Origin of the sequence: Actinoplanes xinjiangensis (assembly GCF_003148685.1) — a bacterium.
GTDB classification, from domain to species: domain Bacteria; phylum Actinomycetota; class Actinomycetes; order Mycobacteriales; family Micromonosporaceae; genus Actinoplanes; species Actinoplanes xinjiangensis.
In genome coordinates, this window is record NZ_QGGR01000029.1 from 69,337 (window position 1) to 85,190 (window position 15,854).

General features: G+C 71.7%; 14 protein-coding genes. 11 read left to right on the forward strand and 3 right to left on the reverse strand.

Features of this window, described 5'->3' with window-relative positions; translation table 11 throughout:
• Window positions 1–232 precede the first annotated feature (232 nt).
• The 8 genes from BC793_RS40055 to hemB all read left to right on the forward strand — a co-directional run bounded on the left by BC793_RS40055 (window position 233) and on the right by hemB (window position 8,407).
• A complete protein-coding gene (locus BC793_RS40055) occupies window positions 233–1,702 on the forward strand; it encodes a class I adenylate-forming enzyme family protein (protein WP_109601840.1) in 1,470 nt (489 codons plus the stop codon).
• Window positions 1,699–1,944 carry a glutaredoxin family protein gene (locus BC793_RS40060; RefSeq protein WP_109601841.1) on the forward strand — a complete coding sequence of 82 codons (246 nt, stop codon included), beginning with the start codon at window positions 1,699–1,701 and terminating at the stop codon, window positions 1,942–1,944. The genes BC793_RS40055 and BC793_RS40060 overlap by 4 nt, the downstream gene beginning before the upstream one ends.
• Before the next feature lie 9 nt (window positions 1,945–1,953).
• On the forward strand, window positions 1,954–2,595 hold the full coding sequence (locus BC793_RS40065; protein ID WP_109601842.1) for an HAD family hydrolase: 642 nt from the start codon (window positions 1,954–1,956) through the stop codon (window positions 2,593–2,595).
• A 232-nt stretch (window positions 2,596–2,827) separates the two neighbouring features.
• A complete protein-coding gene (locus tag BC793_RS40070; RefSeq protein WP_109601843.1) occupies window positions 2,828–3,574 on the forward strand; it encodes a redox-sensing transcriptional repressor Rex in 747 nt (248 codons plus the stop codon).
• Window positions 3,571–4,866, forward strand: a complete 1,296-nt coding sequence (locus tag BC793_RS40075; RefSeq protein WP_109601844.1) for a glutamyl-tRNA reductase — start codon at window positions 3,571–3,573, stop codon at window positions 4,864–4,866. Before BC793_RS40070 ends, BC793_RS40075 begins: the two co-directional genes overlap by 4 nt.
• Window positions 4,863–5,786, forward strand: a complete 924-nt coding sequence (hemC, locus tag BC793_RS40080; protein ID WP_109601845.1) for a hydroxymethylbilane synthase — start codon at window positions 4,863–4,865, stop codon at window positions 5,784–5,786. Before BC793_RS40075 ends, hemC begins: the two co-directional genes overlap by 4 nt.
• On the forward strand, window positions 5,783–7,369 hold the full coding sequence (locus tag BC793_RS40085; RefSeq protein WP_109601846.1) for a bifunctional uroporphyrinogen-III C-methyltransferase/uroporphyrinogen-III synthase: 1,587 nt from the start codon (window positions 5,783–5,785) through the stop codon (window positions 7,367–7,369). The genes hemC and BC793_RS40085 overlap by 4 nt, the downstream gene beginning before the upstream one ends.
• 48 nt (window positions 7,370–7,417) lie before the next feature.
• Entirely contained in the window at window positions 7,418–8,407 is a 990-nt protein-coding gene (gene hemB, locus BC793_RS40090; RefSeq protein ID WP_109601847.1) for a porphobilinogen synthase, read from the forward strand.
• A 27-nt stretch (window positions 8,408–8,434) separates the two neighbouring features.
• Here the strand turns inward: hemB and BC793_RS40095 are convergent, their stop codons facing one another.
• Both BC793_RS40095 and BC793_RS52535 read right to left on the reverse strand, forming a co-directional pair.
• Window positions 8,435–9,454: a GNAT family N-acetyltransferase gene (locus BC793_RS40095; RefSeq protein WP_109601848.1), complete on the reverse strand. Its 1,020-nt coding sequence runs from the start codon at window positions 9,452–9,454 to the stop codon at window positions 8,435–8,437.
• 110 nt (window positions 9,455–9,564) lie between these two features.
• Window positions 9,565–11,034, reverse strand: coding sequence for a lytic transglycosylase domain-containing protein (locus tag BC793_RS52535; RefSeq protein ID WP_109601849.1), 1,470 nt, complete (start codon window positions 11,032–11,034; stop codon window positions 9,565–9,567).
• A gap of 181 nt (window positions 11,035–11,215) precedes the next feature.
• Between BC793_RS52535 and BC793_RS49965 the strand changes: the two genes are divergently transcribed.
• The 3 genes from BC793_RS49965 (at window position 11,216) to BC793_RS51940 (ending at window position 15,142) form a co-directional block, all read left to right on the forward strand.
• On the forward strand, window positions 11,216–11,386 hold the full coding sequence (locus BC793_RS49965) for a hypothetical protein (protein WP_158319516.1): 171 nt from the start codon (window positions 11,216–11,218) through the stop codon (window positions 11,384–11,386).
• 194 nt (window positions 11,387–11,580) lie between these two features.
• A complete protein-coding gene (locus BC793_RS40105; RefSeq protein WP_109601895.1) occupies window positions 11,581–11,799 on the forward strand; it encodes an FmdB family zinc ribbon protein in 219 nt (72 codons plus the stop codon).
• A 334-nt stretch (window positions 11,800–12,133) separates the two neighbouring features.
• Window positions 12,134–15,142: an ATP-binding protein gene (locus tag BC793_RS51940; RefSeq protein ID WP_239170563.1), complete on the forward strand. Its 3,009-nt coding sequence runs from the start codon at window positions 12,134–12,136 to the stop codon at window positions 15,140–15,142.
• Window positions 15,143–15,327: 185 nt separating this feature from the next.
• On the opposite strand, the gene BC793_RS40120 is transcribed toward BC793_RS51940, so the two are convergent.
• Window positions 15,328–15,765: a phospholipase gene (locus BC793_RS40120; RefSeq protein WP_239170562.1), complete on the reverse strand. Its 438-nt coding sequence runs from the start codon at window positions 15,763–15,765 to the stop codon at window positions 15,328–15,330.
• Between the last annotated feature and the right edge of the window lie 89 nt (window positions 15,766–15,854).

Below are 15,854 nucleotides of genomic sequence, written 5' to 3' on the forward strand. Positions count from 1 at the left end.
CAAAATGGGTGGGTAACCGGCGTATAGACCGGTCAACCTCACCCGTTGGTGTGTATTCCGTTACACAGTGCGGAAGTATTGCCGACTTCGGACACGCCGAGTCGCACAGTGTGTGCGCTGCGCGCAAAGCCGCGAATCGCCCTAACACCGCAACCCACGTCAAGGTCACCTTGGCGGAACAAGCCGCGTTACGGACGGACCGCCTGTCCGACGTCCCGGTGGCGCCGTGTTTATGCCAGACTCGGGCCTCGTGGAGGAACCCGCCCGCGACGCGGTCGCCGAGGCCGCCGGCCGTCGCCCCGGCCACCCCGCACTGATCGCCGGGGACACCGTCGTCACATGGTCGGAAATGGACACGCGGGTGTCCGCCGCCGCCCGTTGGATCGCCTCCCGGACCGAGCCGGGCGACCGGGTCGCACTACTGCTCGGCAACACGCTCGACTTCGCGGTGACCTACTTCGGCGCGCTGCGGGCCGGCCGGGTCGCGGTGCCGCTGAATCCCGGCTACACCGCCGACGAGCGCGACCACGCGATCGCCGACTCCGGTGCCTCGCTGGTGGTGGACGGCCCACCCGGCTCGGTGGAGGGCGGCGACGCTCCGGCCGTACCCGGAAAGAACGATCTCGCGGTTCTGCTGTACACCTCCGGCACCAGCGGGCGCCCCAAGGGCGCCATGCTCACCCATGCCGCGCTCGCCGCGAACCACGACCAGCTGGACCGGATCGAGCCACCCGTGGTCGGGCCGGACGACGTGGTGCTGCTCGCCGTGCCGTTCTTCCACGCCTACGGGCTGAACACCGGGCTCGGCAGCGTCGCACACCACGCGGCGACCGGCGTGCTGACCGAGCGCTTCGACCCGGCGTCGTCACTCGACCTGATCAGCCGGCACGCGGTGACCGTCACGGTCGGGGTTCCCGGGATGTACCAGGCCTGGACCGCACTGCCGTCGGCCGGTGCGGCGCTGCACGGCGTGCGGACCGCGGTGTGCGGCGCGGCGCCCCTGGACACCGGCGTCGCGGCGCGCTTCCGCGCACTGACCGGGCGGGCGATCCTCATCGGGTACGGGCTGACCGAGACCGCCCCGGTGCTGACCACGACGGCGGTCAGCGACCGGGACAAGAGCGGCTCGATCGGCCGGCCGCTGCCCGGGGTCGAGCTGTCGTTGCGTACCCCGGCCGGCACCGAGCTGTGGCGGGACGGCACCGCCCCGGTCGACCAGGAGCATGCCGACGACGAGCTGATCGTCGCCGAGTCGGCCGGCACCGACCCCGGCGAGATCGTGGTGCGCGGGCCCAACCTGTTCTCCGGATACTGGCCGGACGGGCGGGACGGTCCCGGCCCGGACGGCTGGTGGCCGACCGGGGACATCGCCTACGCCGACGGTGACGGTGACCTGGTGCTTGTCGACCGGATCGGCGAGCTGATCCTGGTCAACGGCTTCAACGTCTACCCGGCCGAGATCGAGCGGGTGCTGATGGCGCACCCACGGGTCACCGGCGTGGCCGTGGTCGGGGTGCCGGACAGCACGACCGGGCAGCGGCCGCACGCGTACGTCACGGTGACCGGCGATCCGCCGCCCACCGCGACCGCATTGCAGGTGCACTGCGCGGCCCGGCTGGCCCGGTTCAAACTGCCCGGTGTCGAGCTGGTGGGCGAGCTGCCGCGGACCGCGATCGGCAAGGTACGGAAGAGGGACCTGTGAGACTGACCCTGATCAGCCGTGATGGCTGCCACCTGTGCGAGGTCGCCGAGCAGACGCTGGACCGGATCGCACCCGGCCAGTGGACGAAGGTCGACGTGGACGCGGACGTCGAGCTGGAACGCGACTACGGCGACCGGGTGCCGGTGCTGCTGCTGGACGGCAAGGAGCACGGTTACTGGCGGATCGAGGAGGAGCGCCTCCTGCGGGATCTGGCTCGACAACCCGGTGAGCCCCGCCTGTAGATTCTCCAGGTGACAGCTAAGCATTTGGTCTGGGACTGGAACGGGACCCTTCTCGACGATCTTCACCTGGTCGTGTCGTCGACGAACGTCGCCTTCGCCGCGGTCGGCGGCCGTGACGTCGATTCCGACGAGCACCGGCGGACCTTCCGGCGGCCGGTCGCCGACTTCTACGCCGAGATGCTCGGCCGCGCGATCGACGCCGAGGAGTTCGGCCGGCTGGACCGGATCTTCCATGACGCGTACCGCCTCGGGCTGACCGACGTCACGCTGGCCGCCGACGCGCAGGCCGCGATCAAGACCTGGCCGGGCAGCCAGTCGCTGCTGTCCATGTGGTTCCACCACGAGCTGGTCCCGGCGGTCGAGGGGTACGGCCTGGCCGGGATGTTCGCCCGGATCGACGGTCTGCGGGCCGAGCTGGGTGGCGGGTTCAAGGCCGCGCACCTCGCGGCTCACCTGGCCGAACTCGGGGTCGAGGGCCGCGACGTGGTGATGATCGGCGACTCGCTCGACGACGCCGACGCGGCCGAGGCGGTCGGCGGGCACGCCGTGCTCTACACCGGCGGGTTCACCGATCCCGCACGGTTGCGTGAATCCGGGCGTCCGGTCGCCGACACGCTGGTAGAGGCGGTAAAGATGGCCATGTCACTCTGAGCTGAGTGGCCCTGGCGGGGTTCGAACGGTAATACTCGACAGGTCGGCCCGACTAACACAGCCGGGTCGATCTTGTCCAATTGTCCCGACAAGATCGCGATTTGTGCACGCCTTCACAAGCGCCTACTCTGTGACTCCGACGAGCCCCGCTACCACAGCCACCCCAAGAGGGTTCCACCGGTATCGCACAGACGGGGCTCACCGCAGGTTCGCCTCGTCGGCACGGAGTCAGATGAGCCAGCAACGTCACGGAAGCACGCCCGGCGCAGCCGATGGCGTCCCGGCCTTCCCGGATCTGCCGGAGGCGACCATCGCGCGACTGCCGGAGTATCTTCGTGCCCTTCACCACCTCGCCGAGACCGGCGCGGAGACGGTGTCGAGCGAGGGTCTCGCCGCGGCCGCCGGGGTCAACTCGGCCAAACTCCGCAAGGACCTGTCGCACCTCGGCTCGTACGGCACCCGTGGCGTCGGCTACGACGTTGCCCTGCTGGTCGACCAGATCGAGTACATTCTCGGCCTCGACAAGAACCGCGCGGTCTGCCTGGTCGGCGTCGGCAACCTGGGGCACGCCCTCGCCGGTTACGCCGGGTTCGCGAGTCGCGGCTTCCGGGTGGTGGCGCTCTTCGACGCCGACCCGAAGAAGGTCGGTGAGCAGATCAACGGCCTCACCGTGCAGCACACCGACGACCTGGAGCGGGTCGCCGCCGAGGAGTCGATCGCGATCGGAGTCATCGCCACCCCGCCCGGCACCGCGCAGGCGGTCGCCGACGCGCTGGTCGCCGCGGGAGTGACAAGCATCCTCAATTTCGCCCCGGGGGTTCTGTCGGTGCCGTCCAACGTTGACGTCCGTAAAGTGGATCTGGCCATCGAGCTCCAGATCCTTTCGTTCCACGAGCACCGCAAGGCGTCTCTGACCGCACTGCCCGGGGGTCGCTCGGCTCAACCCGCGAGCGGCGATCAGGAGGTGGTCGGGTCGTGAACCTGCTCAGCATCGGCGCCTCGTACCGTACGGCCGACGTCGCGGTCCTCGAGCGCCTCGTCATTCCCGAGTCGTCCGTCCCGGACCTGCTCCAGCGCCTGGTCGCCCAGCCGTACGTGGGGGAGGCCGTCGTCGTCTCCACCTGCAATCGGGTCGAGGTCTACGCGGCGGTCAGCGGCTTCCACGGCGGCCTCGGCGACATCTGCAACGTGCTGGCCGAGCACTCCGGCATCCCGGCCACCGAACTGGCCGGCCACCTCTACGTGCACTACGGCGAGGCCGCGGTCCGGCACTCGTTCCGGGTGTCGTCCGGCCTCGACTCGATGGTCGTCGGCGAGGCCCAGATCCTCGGACAGCTGCGCGACGCGTACCACTCGGCCACCGAGGTGGACTCGGCCGGCCGCCTGCTGCACGAGCTGATGCAGCAGACGCTGCGGGTGGGTAAGCGGGCGCACGCCGAGACCGGCATCGACAAGGCCGGGCAGAGTGTCGTCACGGCCGCCCTCGACGTCGCCGCCGACCATCTCGGCGGTGACCTGACCGGCCGGCCCGCCCTGATCATCGGGGCCGGGGCGATGGGGTCGCTGTCGGTGGCCACGCTCACCCGCAACGGTGTCGGCCCGCTGCGGATCACCAACCGCAGCCACGACCGCGCCGACCGGCTCGCCGAGGCCTACGGTGCCACCGCGATCCCGTTCGATCAGCTCGACGCGGTGCTGCGTGAGGTCGACATCGTGGTGTGCGCCACCGCCTCCACCGTGCCGGTCCTCACCCGCGAGCGCCTCGAGCGGGTCGGCAAGGACCTGATCGTCCTCGACCTGGCCGTCCCGCGCGACGTGGCGCCCGACGCCGCCGGCCTGCCGGGCCTGACCGTGATCGACATCGACAGCCTGGCCAACAGCCGCCGGTCCAACCCGGCGGCGGCCGAGACCGCGGCCGTCGAGCAGATCGTCGCCGGCGAGGTCGACAACTTCCTCGGCTGGATGCGCGGGTCCGAGATCGCGCCCACCGTGGCCGCGCTGCGCACCCGCGCCGAGGACGTCGTGTCGGCGGAGATGCGCAAGCTGATGTCCCGGCGGCCGGAATTCACCGAGGAGCAGCGGGCGGATGTTTCCCGTACCCTGCACCGGGTCGTCCAGCAGTTGCTGCACTCGCCCACCGTGCGTGTCCGCCAGCTCGCCGCCGAACCCGGCGGCGACCAGTACGCGGCACTGCTCCGTGAACTGTTCGACCTGGACGTCCCGCTCGCCACCCAGGCCGACGCGGTACCTGAGATCGGGGGGAAAGCATGACGCTGCGTCTCGGTACGCGGGGAAGCGCTCTGGCGCTCACCCAGTCGCAGATGGTCGCCGACGCGCTGACCGCCGCCACCGGCCGCCCGGTCGAGCTGGTCCGGATCGTCACTCCCGGTGACCGTTCGTCCGCGCCGGTCGCCGAGCTCGGCGTGGGTGTGTTCGTCTCCGCGCTGCGGGACGCGCTGCTGGCCGGCGAGATCGACTTCGCCGTCCACTCGTACAAGGACCTCCCCACCGCCGAGCCCTCCAGCCTGCACATCGCCGCGGTGCCGGTGCGGGAGGACCCCCGGGACGCCCTGATCGCCCGCGACGGGTTGACCCTGGCCGAACTGCCCCCGGGCTCGACCATCGGCACCGGTGCGGTGCGCCGAATCGCGCAATTGCATGCCTTGGGCCTAGAGTTGCAGGTCACGCCGATCCGAGGAAACGTCGACTCGCGAATCGCCCGGGTACTCGGACCCGAGGCAGATCTCGATGCCGTCGTTCTCGCCCGGGCCGGAGTGGCACGTCTCGGTCGATTCGCGGAGATCACCGAGACGCTCGACCCGATGCTCATGCTGCCCGCCCCGGCTCAGGGTGCGCTGGCCGTGGAGTGCCGGGCCGACAACACCGACCTGATCGAGTTGCTGTCCGTTCTCGATCACGCACCGACCCGCTCCGCCGTGACGGCGGAGCGGTCGATGCTCGCCACGCTCGAGGCCGGGTGCTCCGCCCCGGTCGCGGCACACGCCGAGATCGCCGAGGGCGACGACGGTGACGAGATCTACCTGCGCGGTGCCGTGATCAGCCCGGATGGTGTCCGAGCCGTCCGACTGTCGCGCACCGGAACGCCCGCCGGCGCGGCGGAGATCGGCAAGGCACTTGCCATCGATCTCCTCGACGCCGGAGCCGATACCCTGATGGGGAGCACAGAATGACCACCCGCACCGCCCGTAAGCCAGCCGGACGCATCGCGTTCATCGGCGCCGGACCCGGCGACCCGGAGCTGCTGACCCGCCGCGCGTATGCGGCGCTGACCGATGCCGACCAGGTGGTCTACGACCGCGGCGTGCCCGAATCCCTGCTCAGCGCGCTCCGTTCCGACGCCAAGGAGGACGCGCAGTTCAGCCCGGCCGAAGGCGCCCCCGGTGACGTCGCCAAGGTGCTGCTCTCCGCGGCCAAGTCGGGTCTGTCCGCCGTACACCTCGTCGCCGGTGACCCGTTCGGCCACGACTCGGTGGTCAAGGAGGTGCAGGCGGTCGCGCGGACCGCGGTGCACTTCGAGGTGATCCCCGGCATCGGCCAGGCCGAGGGCGTCGCCGCCTACGCCGGTGTGCCGCTGCCCGGGGTGCGGGTCGCCGCCGACGTCGACGACGTCACCAACCTCGACTTCGACGCGCTCGCCACGGCCGCCCAGAAGGGCTCCTTCGCCGTGGCCGTGGACGCCGGCGACCTCGCCGCCGTCCGTGACGGGCTGCTCGCGGCCGGTGTCGAGCCGGGTGTCCCGGTCGGCGTGACCGGCGACGGCACCGGTGAGACGCAGTACACGACCACCTCGACGGTGGACAGCTTCGTCGCCGCGGCGCTCGGCTTCACCGGCCGGGTCGTCCTCACCGTCGGCTCCGACGTCGCCGAGCGCGACAGCCTGAGCTGGTGGGAGAATCGCCCGCTGTACGGCTGGAAGGTCCTCGTCCCGCGGACCAAGGAGCAGGCCGGCGCGATGTCCGCCCGGCTCCGTGCCTACGGCGCGATCCCGTGCGAGGTGCCGACCATCGCGGTCGAGCCGCCGCGCACCCCGGCGCAGATGGAGCGGGCCGTCAAGGGCCTGGTCGACGGCCGGTACGCGTGGGTCATCTTCACCTCGGTCAACGCGGTCCGCGCGGTCTGGGAGAAGTTCGGCGAGCACGGTCTCGACGCCCGGCACTTCGGCGGCGTGAAGATCGCGTGCATCGGCGAGGCCACCGCCGACGCGGTTCGCGCGTTCGGCATCCAGCCGGAGCTGATCCCGGCCGGCGAGCAGTCCAGCGACGGTCTGCTGGCCGAGTTCTCCCCGCACGACGAGATCCTCGACCCGGTCGGCCGGGTGCTGCTGCCCCGTGCCGACATCGCGACCGAGACCCTCGCGGCCGGGCTCATCGAGCGTGGCTGGGAGGTGGACGACGTCACGGCGTACCGGACCGTCCGCGCCGCCCCGCCGCCCGCCGAGATCCGCGACGCGATCAAGTCCGGCGGCTTCGACGCGGTGCTCTTCACCTCGTCCTCGACCGTCCGCAACCTGGTCGGCATCGCCGGTAAGCCGCACGCCCGCACGGTCGTCGCGGTGATCGGCCCGAAGACCGCCGAGACCGCCGTCGAGTTCGGCCTCCGGGTCGACACCCAGCCGCAGAACGCCTCGGTGCCCGACCTGGTCGAGGCGCTCGCCGAGTACGCTCTGGAGCTCCGCGAGAAGCTGGCCGCCATGCCGGCCAAGCAGCGCCGCGGCTCCAAGGTGCAGGGCCCGACGGCTCTTCGTTTCCGCTGACCGTCTGTGGTGGGCCGGCCCGGTCCGGCCCACCAAAAGGGAGCCCCGATGTCCTTCCCTGACATCCGCCCGCGCCGTCTGCGGCGCACCCCCGCCATCCGCCGCCTGGTCGAGGAGACGCGCCTCGCCCCGTCCGAGCTGATCCTGCCGCTCTTCCTGAAAGAGGGCCTGAGCGAGCCGAGACCGATCAGCTCACTGCCCGGCGTCGTCCAGCACTCCCGCGAGTCGCTGCGCAAGGCCGCGGCCGAAGCGGTCGAGGCGGGCGTCGGCGGCCTGATGCTGTTCGGCGTACCGGACAACGCCAACAAGGACGAGACGGGTTCGGCCGGCCTCGACCCCGACGGCGTCCTCAATCTCGGTCTCCGCGACCTCAAGGCCGAGCTGGGCGACGCCACGGTCATCATGAGCGACCTGTGCCTCGACGAGTTCACCTCGCACGGCCACTGTGGGGTGCTCGCCGGTGACGGCTCGGTCGACAACGACGCCACCCTGGCCGTCTATGCCGACATGGCGGTCGCGCAGGCCGACGCCGGCGCCCACATGGTCGGCCCGTCCGGCATGATGGACGGCCAGATCGGCGTCATCCGCAAGGCCCTCGACGCGGCCGGTCACCAGGACGTCGCGATCCTCGCCTACTCCGCGAAGTATGCGGGCGCCTTCTACGGACCGTTCCGGGAAGCCGTCGAATCGACGCTCCAGGGCGACCGCCGGCAGTACCAGCAGGACCCGCCGAACGTCCGCGAGGCCCTGCGCGAGGTCGACCTCGACATCGCCGAGGGTGCCGACATCGTCATGGTCAAGCCGGCCCTGCCCTACCTGGACATCATCGCCGCGATCCGGGACCGCGTCACCGTCCCGGTCGCCGCCTACCAGGTCTCCGGCGAGTACGCGATGGTCGAGGCCGCCGCCGCCAACGGCTGGATCGACCGCGAACGCGTCATCCTCGAGTCCCTCACGTCGATCAAGCGCGCCGGCGCCCAGATCACCCTGACGTACTGGGCCACCGAGGCGGCCCAGCTCATCCGAAACCGCTTCTAGCGGGTACGCCGTCGGGCCGGCCGGTTCCTACCCGGTCGGCTCCAGCGACTGGACCAGCTGGGTGACGTCGGCGATGTACTCGAACCAGTCCCGGTCGGACTGATAGCCCAGCTCCGCGTTGACCTTCAGCATCGACTCGTTGTGCTGCGCGTTCCACGTCTGGACCTGGCGCAGCGTCGGCTCGGCGGCCCGCAGCTCGAACAGCATCCGCGCCTTGATCGCCCGGTCGATGCCGTAACCGCGGTGCTCCCGGACGACGATCGTGTCGTACTGATCGGCCCGCTCCGGGTGCTGCGCCGGGACCACCACCTCGGTCAGCCCGGCCACGTGGCCGGTCGCCTCGTGGATCGCCAGCACGATGTAAGGTTTCAGCCCGCGCCGGTGCAGCGTCTCCAGCGACTCACGCAGCCGCTGCGGATCCGACGAGCGGGGCGCCAGGTCCAGGTCGTCGTCGTCGCGTTGCGCCTCCGCCTTGGCCTGCGCGTATGCGGCGAGCAGATGGTCCGCCGGGCCGCCCGGGTGATACTCGATCCGGTATCCCGCGCTGATCCCGTTCGCCATCCCGGCCAGCGCCGGCCAGTCCACCGTGTCCAGGCTGAGGACGCTGCGGGTCTCCACATACTCCCGCTCGAAACCGAGAGACTGGTAGAAGGGAATCGCCGACGTGCCGCCGATCGCCTCCACCCCGATCGAGGAGAAACCCTCCAGATAGGCGCGACGGGCCGCCACTGCCACCAACTGCCGGCCCAGCCCACGACGGCGCAACTCGGGGCGAACCAGGACCTCGAGCACACCGATGTCGCCGAGCAGCAGAATGTTCACGTGCCCGAAGATCTTCCCCGTACCCTCCGGCAGGCGATCGTCCTCGGCCACCCAGGTGATCCGGCGTTCACCGGGCATGGTTTCGGCGAGATACTCCCTGACCTGCACGTCTCGCCAGGGTGGATCATCCGGGAGATCGACCGCCAGGACCGCGTTCACCGCCTCCACGAGCGAGTTGACCTCGGTCGCGGACGCGGAGCGGGGATCCCATTCACGCACCCTCACTCGTACATCGTGCCGTTTGTGAGACCTTCAGGGAAGTGCTGACCACGCAAAAGTACGTCAGCGCTCACGGAGCGTCGCTATGATCGCCGATGTCTCGGGGCTCGAAGGCTTCACAGTCTGCTGCGCATCCCATAGTCCTGCGCGGTCGCGAACACCTTCTGCGCGTACGGCCGGACCGCGTTGTACGACAGGATCGCGTCCCACCACGAGTCGGGCTTGGACAGGTCGCGACTGCCCTTGCACAGGTAGGTCGCCGCGGTCAGCGCCGCGTCGTCGATGTCGTTCGGGTTCGCCACCCCGTCCCGGTCGGCGTCCACCGCCGTCTCCTTCCAGGTCGCCGGGATGAACTGCATAGGCCCGATCGCCCGGTCATACGTGGTGTCCTGGTCCAGCGCGCCACGGTCGGTGTCCGCGATCATCTGACGTCCACCCTGACCGTCCAGCGGCAGACCGAGGATCGTCGGCTGCGCCACCCCGTCGGCACCCAGCACCGCCCCGTTGAAGCTGCCGTGTGACGACTCCACCTTGCCGATCGCGGCCAGGGTCGTCCACTCCAGGCGGCAGCCCGGGTTGGTCTGCGCCAGCACCAGCTCGGCGTAGCCGTAGGCCTGCACCGCCACCACCGGGATACCCACCCGGGTGCCGGCCTGCTCCGCCCACGAGGCCAGCGCGTCCGCCGGCCGGGCCGCGTTCACCGCGGGCTGCGTGGGCAGGACACCCGGCAGACCTGTCGACCCGGGGACACCCGGCAGGCCGGTCGCCCCCGGCAGGCCCGGCAGGCCCGGTACGGTCCCCGCGCCCGGCAGGCCGGCCCCGCTCCCCGGTGACGCCCCGACGGCCGGCGGCACCGAACCCTGCGGGTCGGCTCCGAACGTCGGCGTGGCACTGGGCGCGGGCGTGGCCTCCAGGGCCTGCGGCACCAGATAGGCCCCGAACGAGCCGGCCAGCACGACCAGCGTCGCCACCAGCACGCCCGGCACCACCACCCGGCCGGCCGGGCCCCTCGTCCAGGTGGCCACCGCGCGGGCGCCTCGGCCGGTGGCATGCAGTGGCCGGAACCGGCGGCGAGCCTTGACCGCCGCCCCGGCACCCGCGGCCCCTGCGACACCCCCGACCTTTGCGGCACCGGCGGCCCCGGCGGCACCCGTTGCACCGGCGGCACCCGCGGTGGCCGTATCCCCGGTGGGCTTCGCATCCCCGGCCGCTTTGGTGTCCCCGGTCGGTTTCGCGTCGCCGGCCGCCTTCGCGTCGCCGGCCGCCTTCGCGTCGCCGGCCGCCTTCGCGTCGCCGGTTGGCTTGGCATCGCCGGCTGGTTCCGCGCTGGTGGTCGGTTTGGCGTCGCCGGCTGGTTTCGCGTCGCTTGTTGGCTTGGTGTCGCCGGTTGGCTTCGTGTCGCCGGCTGGTTTCGTGTCGCTGGTCGGTTTGGCGTCGCCCGTCGGCTTCGCTGCCTCGGCAGCCTTGACGGGGTCGGTCGGGGAAGCGGTGACGTCCTTCGCCTGGTCGGCAGATTTCAGCTCGGCCCCGCCGGGGGTCTTACCCACGTCCGGTGTCGCCGTCGCCGCGGTCTCCTGCTTGGCCATGACTTCGGACGGTTTGACCGCCTCTGGCGAGGATTCAGCCTGATCAGTGGACGGCGTCCCCTTGCTCGCGACCGGCGTTTCAGGCCGCGTTTCGCTTGCGCCTGCCGCGGGGGCCGGCGTTTCGCCGCCCGTTCCTGCCGGACCCGCGTCGGCGGCCGACGTTTCGGGACCGGTCCCGCCGGTGACCGCGTCGGCCGGTGTCCTGGGGGCGGGCGCGGCCGGGACCGTCTCAGCTGCCGTCGTGTCGGGTTTCGCCTCGGCCGTCGCCGGCGGCGTCGTGGCATCCGAGGCGGACCCGGACGAGCCGGCGCGCCCCGGGGCCGCCCCGGAACTGCCCAGCGGCCCACCCTGATGCGGCGCCGCGGATCGCAACTCCGGTCGCTCTGCTGGGTTGTACGACGCCTCTACCACGGGTCGACCCTACCCGCCGGAAACCACTCTCGGGAGGGACGCCGGCCGCCTGTGGACAACGCCTGCGCAACGGTCCGGCAACGCCTCACCGAACTCGCCGTGCGCGCCCGGCCGCACGGGCCCTACGCTGGTCGGATGCCGCGTTATGAGTTCCGGTGCCGCGCGTGCGGCGCCACGTTCGAGGTGAGTCGTCCGATGCGTGCGGCCACCGACCCGGCGGCCTGCCCGCAGGGGCACGCCGACACCGTCAAGCTGCTGTCCACAGTCGCCGTCACCGGACGTGGCGGCGCGGCCACACCGCGGCCGTCCGGCGGCGGTGGTGGCGGCTGTTGCGGTGGGGGCTGCGGCTGCTGACCGGTTCCGGTGCCGCGCGATCGCTCCGGTCGGCCGCGCGGCTGTCGACTTCGGCCGGTGACCCTCTCCTTGCTCGCGGTGGCATTTCATTGCCCCGTACGGGTACTCCCGGCCGCCCCCGCGGTTTTGGCCGCGCGCGGCGTTTCCGCGTTCGATCTCTTTCGTTACGAGACGCGTAGTCCCGTATGCCTCCGGTCGATGCCGCGATCCGGATGTCGTCCGTAAGGGGTCGGCCGTGGCGGGCACGTGATTACCGTCCGTTTCTACGATGGGCGGTGACGCAGAGAAACGGCAGCATCATTCGCGACTTCCCAAAGGGGGCGGAGGTTCCACCGTGTCGGGACGGATCGAGCTACCCAGTGGCCTGGTGACCTTTATGTTCACCGACATCGAGGGCTCGACACGACTTGCCCGGATGCTCGGTGAGACGTATCGGACGGTTCTCGGAGCGCATCGAGCAGTGCTACGCGGAGTATTCGACGACTTTGATGGTGTCGAGCTTCTCACTGAGGGTGACTCCTTTTTCGTGGCCTTCTCGAACGCCGACGCGGCGGTGGCGGCGTGTGTCGAAGCGCAGCGCCGACTGTCCGCACATGACTGGCCCCGCGACGACGCGGTCCCCCGGGTCCGGATGGGGCTGCACACCGGTCGGGCCGTGCCGATCGGCCAGGAGTACGCGAGCGCCGAAGTGCACCGGGCCGCGCGGGTGTCCGCTGCCGCCCATGGTGGCCAGGTGCTCTGCTCGGAGGCGACGGCCCTCGCGGTGACCGCCACTTACGCCGCCACCGCAGGCGGGACGACCGGTGCCGCGGCCGCCGCCACGCTGGCCACCGTGGATCTGCTCGACCTCGGCGCCTACCGGCTGCGCGGCTTCGACGACGACGAGCGCCTGTTCCAGGTGGTGGCGCCGGGCCTGGAGCGGGACTTCCCCCGCCCGCGGACCGCGGAGGCGCCCCGGCACAACCTTCCGGCCGAGCACGCCCCGTTCGTCGGGCGCCGGTCCGAACTGTCCGAGCTGGCCGCGCTGATCAGCCGCCACCGTCTGGTCACGGTCGTCGGTCCCGGCGGATCGGGCAAGACGCGCCTCACTCATGCCGTGGCCGAGCAGTTGCTTCCGGCGTACCCCGGCGGGGTCTGGACGATCGATGCGGCGAACGCGGCGAAAGGCCTGCCGAATGCCCTGGCCGCGTCGCTCGGCCTGCGCCCCGAACCGGGTCGGCCGATGATCGACACGCTGGTCGAGGAGTGCGCCGAGCGCCGCATGCTGGTGGTGCTGCAGACGTGTGAGGCCGCGCCCGCCCTCACCACCACGCTGGTGCACCGGCTGCTCAGCCGCTGCCGCCGCCTCGACGTGCTGGCCACCGCCCGGGCGCCGCTCGCGCTCGCCGGGGAGACCGTGTGGCGGATTCCGCCGCTCGTGCCGGCCGACGCGTTCGCGCTGCTCCGGGACCGGGCGGCGGCCGCGCAGGGGGGACGTCCGGGCGACGGTGACCCGCAACTGGCCCGGCTGGCCGCCCGTCTGGAGGGTTCGCCGCTGGTGATCCAGCTGGCCGCGGCGCGGCTGCGGCTGCTTCCGGCCGAACAACTGGCCCGGCGTCTCGACGACCCGCTCGGTGCGCTCGACAACGACGCCGCCGGTGACGGCCGGCACGCCAGCCTCGCCAACAACCTGACCTGGTCCTACCGGACGCTGAGCAGCCGCGCCGCCGACCTGCTGCACCGCCTCGCCGTCTTCGCCGGCCCGGTCGATCTCGCAACCGTCGAGTGGTACGACCCGGAAGCCCTGAGCGCCCTCTCCGAACTGGCCGACAAGTCGCTGGTCGAGGTGACGCCCGGCCCCCGTTACCGGCTGTCCGAACAGGTCCGCGCCTACGCGCTGCGCCGTCTCGCGGCGACCGGCGGCGAGGGGGCCGCCCGGGACCGGCACCTCACCTGGTCACTGCACACCCTCGACCGGGTCACCGTGGACACCGACGACCAGGTCCGCACGCTCTCCCTGACCGAGTTGAGCCCCTACGTGGCCGAGTGGCAGACGGCGCTGCGCTGGGCCGCCGAGACCGGTGACGTGACCGCCGGACTGCGGCTGGCGACCGCCCTCGACCCGTGGTGGCGCGAACACGGCGACACCCTCGAGGGCCGGGAGCTGCTCGCCGCCCTCTACCGGCACCTGCCCGCCGGCGGCATCCCGCCCAACCTGGCCGCGGCCTATCTCGTGCACGCCGGACTCACCGCCGACCGCACCGAACAGGACCACTACCTGACCCTAGCCGAGGCCACCGCCGAAGCCGCCGGGGCCGCCGAAGCCGGAGCCGGAACCGGAGCCGCCCGCTCTGCCACCGGGACTGCCGTGGAACCGGGAGCCGCCCGGTCCGCCGCGGGAGCCGGGCCCACCGCCGAGTCGGGAAGCCCTCGGTCCGCCACCAAGGCCACCGAAGCCACCGAATCCGCGGGAGCCACCCAAGGCGCGGGAGCCACCCAAGGCGCGGGAGCCACCGAAAAAGGCGCGGGAGCCACCGAAGCCGCGGGAGCCGCCCGGGCCGCCGCAGCAGGGACCGCCGGGATCGTGGAAGCAGGAGCCCCCGAGATCACCTCAGCGGCCGCCGACACCGCAACGACCGCCGGCACGGCAACCACCGAGGCGGCCGGGAAGCTCACCACCGACGGCGAGCGCCCCGGCGAGACGGCCCTGCGCCTCCGGATCCGGATCGCCCGTCTGACTCTGGCCGGCGACGACCCCCGTGCCACCGAGCGCGACTGTCGTGAGGCGATCGCGCTGGCCGACCGCGCCGGTGTACCGAACACCGCCTTTCCCGCCGTTCTGACCCTGGCCGAACTGCTCTGGCGCCGCGACGCACTGAATGAGGCGGCCGAACTGCTGGGCGCCGCCCGTCACCTGGAGGCCGCCCGTCCCGAGGACCGTGGCCGCCGTGCCGTCGACTGGCTGCTCGGCATGGTCGCGCTACGCCGCGGCGACCTGGTGGCCGCCCACGATCATCTGGTGGTGGCGTTGCGGTCCCGGCTGCGGCACGGATTCCGCGGTGCGGCCGCCGACGCGGTGGCGGCGATCGCGGTCCGCTGTGTGCTCGGCGGTGACCCGGCGACCGCGACGGTGCTGTTCGGGGGCGCGGAGGCGGCCCGCGGAGCCCGCCGGACCGCGTCGTTCGGCGCCTTCTGGTCGGCGCAGCAGGCGGCGCTGCGGGCGGCGCTCGGCGACATCGCCTTCGACGCGGCCTACGCCGACGGCGCCGGCATCGGCTTCGACCGGATAGTCGCCATGGCTCTGGCAGTCGAACACCCCGACCTGGAGAACGGTGCCGCACGGTTCGCGCAGATAGTCAGATGATGCGGTTCACGCAGACAGTCGGATGACGCGGTTCGCTCAGATGATCATGGGGTACGCCACCGGCCGTCCCCACCGCATACGCCCGGCGGTCGCGCTGTCGGCCGGGACCGGCCGCCGGCGTCGCGGGGCGCGGGCGGAACGGGCGTGAACTGCTTTCGTGGGCGTTTCCGGGCGTACCGGATGATCTATGTTCTCGGCAGGAACCGCACCGTCTCGTAGTAGGTGAACGCGATGCCGTTGCAGAAGGGTTGCGCGAGCATGTGCCGGGCGTCGCAGACGCGGCGCAGGTCGGCGCGGAAGACCTCGTCGATGCGGTCCTTGTGGCGGGCGAGGTCGTGCCGGTAGTTGCGGTAGCCGAAGTCGTGGTGCCGGCAGGCGTCGGCGAAATCGAAGCCGACCGGGGTGTCGGGCGCGCGCGTACACACGTCGCTGGACCAGTCGAAACGGTAGACGGCCCACCTGTCCTGCTGACGGCGGGCGGCCTTCCAGGCGGCGGTGCTCTCCGCGGTCGGTTGTGTCCAGCTCGCCAGGACCTCGTCACGGGTCGGCTCGGTGCCGGTCGATGCGGCCGCCGCGGGCGGGGCCGGGACGAGGACGACCGCGAGGAGCGCGGTAACCGTCATGTGGCGCATGTGAGACCTCCGACGCGCGGCCGGTGACTGATGTGATGTGCTGGGATACGTCCTTCAGCTTGACCGTTAAGGTGATCGCG